The 11544-nt window shown below is 72.6% G+C and carries 12 protein-coding genes; 4 read left to right on the top strand and 8 right to left on the bottom strand.

The annotated features are described in order from the left end of the window. Window position 1: 1 nt before the first annotated feature. On the bottom strand, window positions 2–472 hold the full coding sequence (locus AB0G74_RS29590) for a TrkA C-terminal domain-containing protein (protein WP_361152350.1): 471 nt from the start codon (window positions 470–472) through the stop codon (window positions 2–4). Between the two features lie 463 nt (window positions 473–935). After that, on the bottom strand, window positions 936–2480 hold the full coding sequence (locus AB0G74_RS29585; RefSeq protein WP_361152348.1) for an FGGY family carbohydrate kinase: 1545 nt from the start codon (window positions 2478–2480) through the stop codon (window positions 936–938). 182 nt (window positions 2481–2662) lie between these two features. On the opposite strand from AB0G74_RS29585, the gene xylA reads away from it, so the two are divergent. Next, window positions 2663–3856, top strand: a complete 1194-nt coding sequence (xylA, locus tag AB0G74_RS29580) for a xylose isomerase (protein ID WP_361152345.1) — start codon at window positions 2663–2665, stop codon at window positions 3854–3856. Window positions 3857–3876: 20 nt separating this feature from the next. Here the strand turns inward: xylA and AB0G74_RS29575 are convergent, their stop codons facing one another. The 3 genes from AB0G74_RS29575 to AB0G74_RS29565 form a co-directional block, all read right to left on the bottom strand. Continuing rightward, window positions 3877–5373 (bottom strand): ROK family protein, encoded by a 1497-nt coding sequence (locus AB0G74_RS29575; protein ID WP_361152342.1) that lies wholly within the window; start codon window positions 5371–5373, stop codon window positions 3877–3879. Between the two features lie 6 nt (window positions 5374–5379). Continuing rightward, the gene (locus tag AB0G74_RS29570; protein ID WP_361152401.1) at window positions 5380–5916 is read right to left on the bottom strand and encodes a toxin-antitoxin system, toxin component; all 537 of its coding nucleotides are present in this window, start codon (window positions 5914–5916) and stop codon (window positions 5380–5382) included. A gap of 124 nt (window positions 5917–6040) precedes the next feature. Next, entirely contained in the window at window positions 6041–6724 is a 684-nt protein-coding gene (locus AB0G74_RS29565; RefSeq protein ID WP_361152339.1) for a helix-turn-helix transcriptional regulator, read from the bottom strand. A gap of 235 nt (window positions 6725–6959) precedes the next feature. Between AB0G74_RS29565 and AB0G74_RS29560 the strand changes: the two genes are divergently transcribed. Then, window positions 6960–8036 (top strand): transcriptional regulator, encoded by a 1077-nt coding sequence (locus tag AB0G74_RS29560; RefSeq protein ID WP_361152336.1) that lies wholly within the window; start codon window positions 6960–6962, stop codon window positions 8034–8036. Window positions 8037–8554: 518 nt separating this feature from the next. On the opposite strand, the gene AB0G74_RS29555 is transcribed toward AB0G74_RS29560, so the two are convergent. The 3 genes from AB0G74_RS29555 to AB0G74_RS29545 all read right to left on the bottom strand — a co-directional run bounded on the left by AB0G74_RS29555 (window position 8555) and on the right by AB0G74_RS29545 (window position 10080). Then, window positions 8555–8848, bottom strand: a complete 294-nt coding sequence (locus tag AB0G74_RS29555; RefSeq protein ID WP_358824693.1) for a hypothetical protein — start codon at window positions 8846–8848, stop codon at window positions 8555–8557. A gap of 75 nt (window positions 8849–8923) precedes the next feature. Then, on the bottom strand, window positions 8924–9310 hold the full coding sequence (locus tag AB0G74_RS29550; RefSeq protein ID WP_361152398.1) for a hypothetical protein: 387 nt from the start codon (window positions 9308–9310) through the stop codon (window positions 8924–8926). 278 nt (window positions 9311–9588) lie between these two features. Further along, window positions 9589–10080, bottom strand: coding sequence for an ATP-binding protein (locus AB0G74_RS29545; protein ID WP_358824692.1), 492 nt, complete (start codon window positions 10078–10080; stop codon window positions 9589–9591). A gap of 127 nt (window positions 10081–10207) precedes the next feature. On the opposite strand from AB0G74_RS29545, the gene AB0G74_RS29540 reads away from it, so the two are divergent. Then, on the top strand, window positions 10208–11068 hold the full coding sequence (locus AB0G74_RS29540; protein ID WP_361152332.1) for a helix-turn-helix transcriptional regulator: 861 nt from the start codon (window positions 10208–10210) through the stop codon (window positions 11066–11068). After that, window positions 11069–11305: a DUF397 domain-containing protein gene (locus AB0G74_RS29535; protein WP_361152329.1), complete on the top strand. Its 237-nt coding sequence runs from the start codon at window positions 11069–11071 to the stop codon at window positions 11303–11305. The last annotated feature ends 239 nt before the right edge of the window (window positions 11306–11544 follow it).

The following is an 11544-nucleotide window of genomic DNA, read 5'->3' as shown; positions in this document are numbered from 1 at the left end:
CTCAGCCTTCCGCGATGATCTCGGCGAGGGCGTCGACACCCTCACGGGTGCCGACGGCGACCAGGGTGTCCCCGAGGGCGAATCGGAAGTCCGGGCCGGGGGAGGGGTGGGCCCCCGTACGGCGCAGTACGGCGACGATCGACGCGCCGGTACGCGCCCGGGCCCGGGTCTCGCCCAGCACCTCGCCGATATAGGGGGAGCGGGTGCCGATCAGGATGTGCTCGGTCACCAGGTCGATGCCGTCGGTGCGGACGGCGTCGATCGGCTCCGGGTCGATCAGATGAGCCAGCGCCGTGGCCTCGGCGGAGGACAACGGGACCTCCACCACACAGGCGTCGGGGTCGTCCGCCTTGTAGAAGCCCAGGAACCGGCGGCCGTCGTGGTGTACGACGACGGAGATATGCCGACCCGCCTCGGTCGTGAAGTCGTATTGCGTACCGACTCCCGGCAATGAGGTCCGACGGGTGCCCATGGTCGCCTCCCGGGGCGTGACAGAACCGCCCGCGGGACCGCCGCAGGGGATGCGCCGGGCCGTCGAGCGGCGAAAGGTGGGTAGAACGGACGCATCTTACGGTGTACATGCCGGGGCCCCGCGGGAGCCGGTGCGGCAGCCGGGGTTCCCGACGCGGAACGCGACGGGTCCGGCCCGGGCGAACGCACCTGCCACAGGGCCGTCGTCGCCTGCGGCGGGCCGGTCCCGCCGAGCACCTCGAAGGGCTGGTCGTCAGGGCGAGGGCTGCCCCGCTTCCAGGCGACCGCGAGCCATGAGGGGCGCGGGGAACCGAGCGACCAGCCACGCACGGTCCGCGGACCCGGGGACGGCCGGTCGCCGGGCGCGGCCCGGTCAAAAAGGGCCGGAGCGCGGCGGGGCCCGGTCGGGAAAGGCCGGAGCGCGGCGGGGTCCGGTCGAGAAGGGGCGCGGCGCCGCCCGTTGGTCAGTGGCGGACAGCGGAACCGAGCCGGTCGATCGCCGTCGAGACCCGGTCCCACGTCCCGGTGTCCCGCTCCAGGCCGGGGAGTTCCGTCGGCGCCGGGCCCGCCTCGGCCCAGGTGCCGGAGATCGCGACCGGGTCCGCCCCCGATACCGCGGCCGCGGCCAGTGCCGCCGCCCCGAGGGCCGTCGGATCCGTCGCCGCGGGCAGGATCACGGGGCGGCCGGAGAGGCGGCGTACCGTCTCCACCCAGTGCCGCCCCCGCGCCCCGCCGCCGATCAACCGCAGCGGCAGCGCCGCCGTCTCCGGTCGGGCGGGGTCGAGACCGCAGGCGGCGAGGACTTCGTCCAGCGCCCGCAGTACCGAGACCACCGCCCCCTCGTACGCGGCGCCCAGGATCTGCTGACGGGACGTGGCGTGCCGCAGTCCGGTCAGCGTTCCCGAGGCGCCCGGCAGATCGGGGGTCCGCTCGCCGTCGAGATACGGCAGCAGGACCAGTTCGCCGCCCGCCTCGGCCGCCTCCCTGCCCAGCCCGAGGAGTTCCGCGATCCGGTCCACCGCGAGCGTGCAGTTCAGGGTGCAGGCCAGCGGCAGATACGTACCGTCGGTGGCGGCGAAGCCGGAGAGCGCCGGGGTCACGGGCCGGACCCGGGTCGCCGCGTAGACCGTGCCGGACGTACCGAGGCTCAGTACGGGGGAGTCCAGCAGGCCCGCCCCGCCGAGGCCGAGTCCGACGGCCGCCGCCATGTTGTCACCCGTGCCCGCGGCGACGGCGATCCCCGGGGGCAGTCCGAGGAAGTCCGCCGCCGAGGCGGTGAGGGTTCCGGCCCGGGTGCCGCCGGACGGGGCGACCTCGGGCAGCAGTCCCGGGTCGAGCCCGATGAGTTCGAGGACGTCGGGGTCGTACGCCCCGGGACCCGTCGCGTACCAGCCGGTGCCCGAGGCGTCGCCCGGGTCGGTCACCGCGACCCCGCAGAGCCGCTCGGTGAGGAAGTCGTGGGGGAGCCGTACGGCCGCCGCCGCGGCGACGGACTCCGGTTCGCACTCGGTGAGCCAGCGCCACTTGGCCGCGGTGACCGCCGCGACGGGGGCCGACCCGGTCCGGACGGCCCATGCGCGAGCGCCGGCACGGTCGCCGCCTCCGCCGTCGCCGTACGCCGTGCCGTCCGGCGAGCCGCCGGACGCCTCGCCGAACGCCTCCGTCAACGCGGCGGCCTGCGGCGCCGAGCGGGTGTCGTTCCACAGCAGGGCCGGACGGACCGGGCGGCCCGCCCGGTCGAGGACGACCAGACCGTGCTGCTGGCCCGCCACCGCGATACCCGTCACCACCGACGCCGGAACACCCGACTCCGAGAGTCCGCGTGCGACGGCGTCCCGCAGGGCCGACCACCACCCCTCCGGATCGCTCTCCCGGGCGCCCCCGACCCCGCCGACCTCGTGCGCGGCCCGGCCGACGGCCAGCGCGCGACCGGTCTCCGCGTCCGTGACCACCGCCTTCGCCGACTGGGTCGAGCTGTCCACACCGATGACCACGGCCCGAACGGGCATCGCTCCACCTCTTTGTGCGCGATCCATTTGGATGTCCGGCGAACAAATTACGCCAACCTCCGCCGAGGCGACAGAGGTTGTGCCCCTATCGCTTCTCGCGGTGGCTGTGCTTCCTTGGTATCGCATTAGTCATCGGACCGAACAAACATCTCGTCATCTCGCGATCGAAGGCGGTCACCACCATGTCGGCAACAGTCGGCCCAACGACGGCCGGGAGATATCTCCCCACTCCGGAAGACCGGTTCAGCTTCGGACTCTGGACGGTCGGCTGGCAGGGCCGCGACCCGTTCGGCGACGCCACCCGGCTACCCCTCGACCCGGTCGAGACCGTGCGCCGCCTCGCCGATCTCGGGGCGTACGGAGTCACCTTCCACGACGACGACCTCATCCCCTTCGGCGCCTCGGAGCGGCAGCGGGAGCGCCGGATCGCCCGCTTCCGTACCGCCCTCGACACCACCGGCCTCGTCGTCCCCATGGCCACCACCAACCTCTTCACCCACCCCGTCTTCAAGGACGGCGCCTTCACCGCCAACGACCGCGACATCCGGCGGTACGCGCTGCGCAAGACCATCCGCAATATCGACCTCGCCGCCGAACTCGGGGCCCAGGTGTATGTCGCCTGGGGCGGGCGCGAGGGCGCCGAGTCCGGTGCCGCCAAGGACATCAGGACCGCACTCGACCGGCTGAAGGAGGCGTTCGACCTGCTCGCCGACTATGTCACCGGTCAGGGCCTGCCCCTCAGGTTCGCCCTCGAACCCAAGCCCAACGAACCCCGGGGCGACCTGCTGCTGCCGACCGTCGGCCACGCCCTCGCCTTCATCGAACGGCTGGAGCGCCCCGCCCTCTTCGGGGTCAATCCGGAGGTCGGCCATGAGCAGATGGCCGGACTGAACATCGCGCACGGCGTGGCCCAGGCCCTCTGGGCGGGCAAGCTCCTCCATATCGATCTCAACGGCCAGAGCGGCGTCAAATACGACCAGGACCTCCGCTTCGGCGCCGCCGATCCCCGCTCCGCCTTCTGGCTGGTCGATCTGCTGGAGTCGGCGGGATACGAGGGCCCGCGCCACTTCGACTTCAAACCGCCGCGCACCGAGGACACCGCGGGGGTGTGGGCATCGGCCGCCGGATGCATGCGGAACTATCTGATCCTCAAGGACCGGGCCGCCGCCTTCCGGGCCGACCCCCGGGTCCGGGACGCGCTGCGCGCCGCCCGGCTCGGCGAACTCGCCGTCCCCACGGCCGCCGACGGACTCGAAGGGCTGCTGGCGGACCCGTCCGCGTACGAACTCTTCGACCCCGAGGCGGCGGCGGAACGCGGGATGGCCTACGAGGCGCTGGACCAGCTCGCCCTCGACCATCTGCTCGGCGTCGGCTGACCCCCCCGCCGGCCGGGGTGTCAGCCCGCCGACACCCGGCCCGTGTACGCCAGGGGATCCGTCAGGACGTCCTGGACGACCAGGCCCGCCGCGCCCCGGACCGCGTCCGTCGACGGGGACGACGCCCGCAGCCGCGCGGCGGCCACCGGCCAGAGGCCCGAGACCACCCGCCCCGCCAGTTCACGCGAGGCGGGCGGGCCGAGCCAGGGGCTCAGCGGCCGGTAGATCCCGCCCAGCACCACCGCGTCCGGGTCGAAGAGATTGACCGCCGCCGCGAGCACCCGGCCCAGCATCATGCCCGCCCGGGCCAGGGCGAGCAGGGCCCGCTCGTCGCCCGCGCGGGCGCGATGGGCCAGTTCGGCGACGGCCGTGGCGCCGTCCGACTCGTCGAGCCCGGCGGCCCGCAGCAGCGCCGACTGGCCGGCGTACTGCTCCAGACAGCCCCGGGCGCCGCAGCGGCACTCGGGCCCGTCGGGGGCCACCACCGCATGGCCGATCTCCCCGGCGAAACCATGCGCGCCGCGCAGCAGTTCGCCGCCGAGCACCAGCGCGCCGCCGACCCCGGTCTCCCCGCTGAGATAGACGAAGGTACGGGCGTCGCCGAGGCCGCCGAACCACAGCTCGGCCAGCGCCGCCAGGTTCGCCTCGTTCTCGGCCCGGACCGGGAGGGCGGGCAGCCGGGGGCGCTGGGCGGCCAGGGACTCGGCGAACAGGGTCTCCGCGGGCACCCGGTTCCAGCCGAGATTGGGTGCGGACCGGACCGCGCCCGAGGCGACGAGCCCGGGGAGGGCGAGCGCCGCGCCGACCGGATACAGCTCCTGCTCGGCGGCGGAGGCCAGGGCCCGGGAGGCGATCCTGGCCGCCCGGGCCAGTACCCGGGCGGGGGCCGCGCCCCGGTTGTCGAGATGCTCCACCAGGCGGACCCGGTCGGTGCCCGCGAGATCGACCACGCAGACGGAGACGTAGTCGACATTGATCTCGACGCCGAGGCCCGCGACCCCGGTCCTGGCCACCTTCAGTACCGTCCCGGGCCGGCCCGCCTGACCGCTGAAGGTCTTGCCCGACTCGGAGAGGAAGCCCGCCTCCAGCAACTGCTCGACCAGGGACGAGATCGCGGCCCTGGTCAGGCCGACCCGGGCGGAGACCCCGGCGCGGGTGGTCTCCCCGGCGTCGCGGACCGCGCGCAGGACGAGGCTGAGGTTGTGCCGCCGTACGGTGTCCCGTCCGGCCTTGGGCTCCAGCGGATCACGACCGGACCGTACGGCTCCACCCGGTCCCGGGCGGCTCGCGGCGGACCCGCCCCTGGCGGCGGCGATCCCGGCGGATTCCGCGGTGCCTCCGGTCGGACCGCCCGCCGGAGCCCCCGGGGCGGCCGGACCGGGGACCGGTGCCCCCCCCGCTGCCGCGGGTCCGGGGCCGGGGACTGTTGCCGGGGCGGGCCTGGGGGAGGGGAGCGGGACGTCGGCCGGGTGCGTCACCGGGTGGTCGGCCCGCGCGGTTCGCGCGGCTCTGTCCATACGGCGTCAGCCCTGGGGTCCGCGATAACCCAGCGACGCCTCGATACGGCCCGCGAGCCCGTCGCGCGGCCGGGCACCGTGCCCGACCGGTCCCGGACCGGCCAGCCAGGCGCGGCAGCGGCTGCCGAGCAGCAGCCCGAAGCTCTCCGCCTCGTTCTCCTCGCACTGGTCGAAGCGGGTCCTGGCGGCCACCGAGAGGACGGTGTCCCGCAGATCGGTGTCGTCGGAGAGCAGCCGGGCGGCGACCTGGGCGCCCTCCACATGGTGGGAGCGGTGCCCCGCCTTCATATGCCACAACTCATGACCGAGGATGACCAGTTGATGATCGGGTGCGGTCCGCTCCTCGATCACGATCAGATCCTGTTCGGTCATGTCGAGCCAGAGGCCGCTGGCGGTCCCCGGTGGGAAGACGGCCGTACGGAACAGCACCGGCCGGCCCCGCTGCGCGCTCATCCCGGCGCAGAGGGCCGCGTAGAGATCGGCGGGCTCCGCGGGCGCGGGCAGATCGATCGCGGCTACCAGTTCACCGCAGAGCCGACGCATCTGCTTCCCTATGCTCACCGTTCTCCTCTCCCCCCTCGGCGCCCCTCGCCGTCCGGCCGTGTCCGCGCGCTCCGCGGACCGGCCCCTCTCCGCATCCTCGCGCGAACCGGGGCCGGTGCTGAAGTCAGGTTTCCGTCTGGTTCACGCCGTTCGCGGGGCCTGAATCGGCCGATTCGCCGCGCCCGGTCGGCTTGACGCTCTCCAACAGCATGTCGAGCCACTCGGTGACCTTGTCACGGTGCTTGTCCGTGGGGAGCTGGGCCGCCCGCCAGGCGATCCCGCGTACCCCGTGGTCGAGCAGCAGCCGCTCCAGCGGATCACCGTCCACGGCGAAGTCCGTCAGCAGCCGCTGCTCGGTTCTCAGCAGGGCGTCGTTGAGCGCCTGGGTGTCGTCGGCGGTGAGGAATCCGGCGTGGACGCCGAAGAACCGCTGGATCGCGTCGCAGTGCTCCATGGTCGGCCGGCGGTCGCCGTTGATCAGGGCACCGGCCTGCTGGCGGGACATCCCCGCGCCGTCGGCGATCTCCTGCTGGGTGTAGCGGCGTCCGTTGGGCTTCAGCCGGGTGGTGCGGAGCAGGTCGAAGCGCTGGAGGAAGCGCGCCTGGAGATCGGGTTCCCCGGCCGGGCGCCCTTCGAGCAGGGCGGCGGCCACATCGGCGGGCACACCGGACGCCTCCGAGAGCTGATGGACGTCGAAGACCTCGCCGTGGCTCAGTCCGAGTCGGTCCGCGAGTTCGGCGACCCGGGACACGGATGCCGCCAGGGTGTCCGCGGCTGCCGGACCCGGAACCGAGAAGCCGTCTGTCACCAGTAGGTCTCCTAGATCACGCGAGAGGGCTCCGCACACAGTTGGCTGCCCGGAGATTAACGGTTTCGGGGCCGGGCAACCAGCTTTTGCCACAGCTGTGGCGGGATCCATGCGGTCAGGGGCGCAGAATGCCACGATAGTTGACATGCTCTGCTGGGCAGGAGCAGGATCGCGGGGCGGGGTGAAGATCAATGACGCCGCCGCGGCGGGTAATTCGAGAAGGGTGGCGTTCTCGATGACACATGAGACGGGGGTCGACCGTCCTGGTGTCCACGGGCGTCGGGGATGCACGGGGACCGGGAGCGGCCGGGGCAGTCTGCGGTCGCGGAGATTCGCCGACCTGGTCCGCGGGCGCCGCGAGGAACTGGGCCTGAGCGAGGCCGATGTGGCGGCCCGGCTGGACATCAGCACCGGGGCGTACGGCAGCTGGGAGAGCACCCCCGCCCACGAGTGGACCGAGGAGCGGCTGCACGCTCTGGTCAAGGCGCTGGAGATGACCGATCAGCAGGGCGGCTGGCTGTTCCGGCTGGCGGTCGACCGGGAGATGCCGGCCTCCCCCCAGCCGCCCGCCCGCAAGGACGTCCTGCCGCTGGGGCCCGCCCGGCCCTCGGGCGCCGCCTTCCCGCGGCGTACCCCGGTCGGCCCGCTGCTGCCGTTCCCGCCGGTCACGTCCCCGCCGCCGCGCTCGGCGCCGACCCCGCCCGCCGATCCCGCCACCCAGGCGTATCTCCGGGACTACGCGGTCATGATGGACGCCGTCCCGCTGCCCTCGGTCCTCTTCGACCGGCGCTGGGACGTGGCCCATGCCAACCCCGCGTTCGAGGAGCTGTTCCGGGAGGTCGGGGCGCATCCCACCGCGATGCCCGACCAGAACTTCCTGCGGTTCGTGCTCTTCCACCCGGACGCCGGATCGGTGCTCGCCGACCGGGAGACCGGCTGGTGCCTGCCGCTGCTGGCCCAGTTGGAGACGGCGCTGGAGCGGTACGCCGACGACGGTGTGCTTCAGGCCATTCGCCGGGACATCGAGGACGACCCCATCATGGACGCGGCCTTCCGCAGCGGACTGCCGCACTGGGTCCGCGCCACGGGCGCCGCGGCCGTCCACCACGACGGGGCCGTACGGACCGTCTACCACCCCGACCCCCGCTGGGGCCGGTCGGAGTGCCGGATCGTCGACGAGACCCCGGCGACGCTGGAGGAGTGCGGCTACACCCGGATGACCCTGGTCCTGCGGGAGTTCGGCACCCCCGGCGCGCCCGACGCCCGGCGGAAGAAGTCCAAGACGCATCTGCGCGCGGTCGGCGGCGCCTGACGGACCGGACGCCGCTCGGCGGTGACGGTACGTCACCGAGGCCGAAAATATCCGGAATTGGCAGCTCCGAAGGGTGAGGGCCTTGTCAGGCCCGACCGTCGGCAGCAGCATGTCCGCATGTCCCAGCAGAGTTCCGCCGGGGCGGCGGAGCGTCCGGGCGGCCGACCCGCCCGCCTCGTGATCCAGTGGTGAACGCCCTCGCGCGCGGCGGCCCTCCGGTATCCCGTACGGTCCGGGACCGGAGTCGGCCGAGGCCGTCCCGCCGGCGGGCCGGGGAGCCGTCAGGAGGGTACGGAGAAACGGCCCGGCCCGTGGTACGGGCCGGGCCGCGAACGGCCTCCGGCGCCCCGACGGCGCTCTTCGGCCGAGGTGTTCGAGGTCCGGGCCCCCGACTTCCCCAAGCGGAGGCCCGGACCTCTCCCCCTTCCCCATTCCCCCCTTTTCCCCCTGTTCCCCCGTTTCCCCCCTCCGCTCCGGTGTCCCTGATGCTCCCGGGCGCCGTCGTCGCCCGGGGCGGGTCACCGGAACGAAGCCACGGCCCATTCCGCGGCGAGCACCAGGGCGACCCCGGCGCCGAGGACCGCCGTGGCGACTCTGGTCCGTCCGGCCTTGCTGAGTACCAGCGCACTGCCCGACATGATCAGTGCGACTCCGTAGAAGCCCATGGTCAGTACCGAGTGCGTGCTGCCGAGCCGCAGGGTCAGCACCGCCCCCACCGCGACCATGATCACGGTGGAGAGGACGACGCGTACCCGGCGTGCCTGGCGTGGTGTGAGCCCCGTTCGTTCGGGGGCCGAATTGGCTTCCGACATGCGGGAAAGCCTATCCGTCCGGCCCATGGCGAGCGGTTCGGTGACCGGATCCGGAGTGATCACGGCCGGTTCCGGCTAACCCGGTCCACCGGCGCCCGCCCACCCGGGCGCGGTACCGGTGAGCTGGCAGGCCAGCAGATAGAGAGGGATCGGCGGAGTGTAGGGACTGTGGTCGTCGGGCCGGTGGACGAGCCTGGGACGGATCCCCGGGACCCGTGCCCCGGGGGCGTAGTGGGCGGGCAGCGGCCAGGTCACCCCGTCGTCGGACCCGGCGGGGACGATCCACCACCACCAGTCCGGGTCGGCGTAGACGCAGCCGCTTCTCGGCAGACCGCCCAGCAGCCGGAAACCGAAGCGGGCGGGCACTCCGACCGCGTCACTGCCCTGGGCGGGACGGAGGACGGGCGGCAGTTCGAGCCGGGTCGTACGGTCCCGGTCGTCCGGGCCGCCCGTGGTGCCGATGGCTTCGGCGCCACGCCCGGCGCGGTGACCGTACGTGACCGTCGTGGTGCGGATAGCGGCCCTGCGGCCCCGGCGCTCCGGACCGCCGGAGACGGAACGGGCCTCGGGACCGGCGAGCGTACGGGACCCGGAGCCGGGGTAGGTGCGGGCATCCGGCCCGTACCCGGCGGCATACGGCGCGCGAGAACCGCGTACGGCCTGCGCGCCTCGGTCCGTGCCGGGGGCATGCGCCCCGGCGGCGCCCCCGTGACCGGCCCGGTGAAGGACCGCGTAGTGACTCAGCACGGCCCCTCCGAGCCCCTCGGGAAGGAGACGCCGTACGGAATGTGCGTATGCGCCAGCTCGGCCCAGACGGTCCGCCCGGCCCCGTACAGGGCCGAATGCGCGCCCCACGAGCTGGAGACCGCCTCCACGAGCAGCAGTCCCCGGCCCCGTTCCTCGGCCTCGCGCGAATGGCAGACCTGCGGGCCCGAGGGGCCACAACCCTGGTCCCGCACGCTGATCCGCAGTTGCTCCACACCGTTGAGCAGTTCGCAGGCGACCAGATGGCTGCCGCTGTGCACCACGGCATTGGTCACCAGTTCGGATATCACCAGCATGGCGGTGTCGTGCGTGTCCCCGCCGATCCCCCAGCAGCGCAGCCGGTCCCCGGTGAGACGGCGGGCTCTGGAGACGTACTCGACGCGCGCCGGGAGCTCGAAGCCGTACCGGTGGTGGTCGGCCTCCGAGCACGGATCCAGGAGTGGGGCGTGGCGCGTGTCGTGGTTCACAACCAACACTGTCGCGCTGCAATCGACATTTTGGCAAGGGTCACTGTGAATTTTTCAGAGTGGGCATATTCAGCGACACTGGGCGCGTGGCAGACTGCACGCATCAGCACGTGGGGAGGTCTTCGAAGTGAGTGAACCGCGGTCCGCCCCCACGGTGGGGCAGGTCGTCCTCGGCAAGCGCCTGCAGGATCTGCGCGAGCGCGCCGGACTCAGGCGCGAGGAAGCCGCGAAGGTCCTCCGGGTCGCCGCGGGCACCATTCGCCGGATGGAGACCGCCGAGGTCGCGCTGAAGATCCCGTACGTCCAACTGCTGCTGGACGCCTACGGCATCAGCGACGAGGAGGCGCGCGGCTTCATCGAACTCGCCGAGGAGGCCAACAAGCCCGGCTGGTGGCAGCGGTTCCACGACGTCCTGCCCGGCTGGTTCAGCATGTACGTCAGCCTGGAGGGCGCGGCCAGCCTGATCCGGGCGTACGAGCCCCACTTCGTCCCCGGTCTGCTGCAGACCGAGGACTACTCCCGGGCGATCATGCTCAGCGGAGCCATCGGACAGACCGACCCCGACGACATCGAGCGCCATGTGGCGCTGCGGATGGAACGGCAGTCCCTGCTGCTCCAGCCCGACGCACCCAGACTGTGGGTGATCATGGACGAGACGGTGTTCCGCAGGCCCGTCGGCGGTCCCGGCGTCATGCGCGAGCAGATCGACCGACTGCTCGAAGGCGCCGAACTGCCCCATGTCACCCTGCAGATCGCGGAGTTCGCGTCCGGACACCACCCCGGCACCTACGGGCCGTTCGTGCTGTTCCGGTTCGCAGTCCCCGAGCTCCCGGACATGGTGTACAGCGAGTACCTCAGCGGAGCCGTCTACCTCGACGCCCGCCCCGAGGTCGCCTCGCACCTTGAGGTTCTGGACCGCATGGCGGCCCAGGCCGCGACTGCACAACGCACGAAGGAGATCCTCAACGATCTCCGCAAGGAGCTATGAATGGAACACATATACAACGGCATGCCCGCCACCGAGCTGGGCGACGTGGGCTGGCACAAGCCGTGGAGCGGCGGTAACGGCGGCAACTGCTTCGAGACGATGAAGCTGGCCGACGGCCGGGTCGCCGTCAGACAGTCCGCCGACCCCGAAGGCCCGGCGCTGATCTACACCCCGGGCGAGATCGCCGCCTTCATCCAGGGCGCCAAGTCCGGCAAGGCCGACTTCCTGCTCACCTGAGCAGCCCTCCGGTTCCCGCTCCCCGCTCCATTCCGTTCCGGATTCGTTTCCGCTCACCGATATTGATGGTTCCTATGACCGGCAGATCCCCTTCCGACGGCTGTTTACCCTCGTTATCCCAGTCGTCCGGAAACGATGAACGGCGTGCGGGCCCCGGGCCCCGCCGGTAGGTACTTCAAACCTCAGAACACCACGAACAAGAGTATTCATGGGGGTTTGGGTCTGGGTGGGGTAAGATG

It is taken from the genome of Streptomyces sp. NPDC020875, assembly GCF_040641415.1.
Taxonomy (GTDB): Bacteria; Actinomycetota; Actinomycetes; order Streptomycetales; family Streptomycetaceae; genus Streptomyces.
Note: the sequence above shows the minus strand (reverse complement) of the source record. Positions and strands in the feature narration are given on the sequence as shown.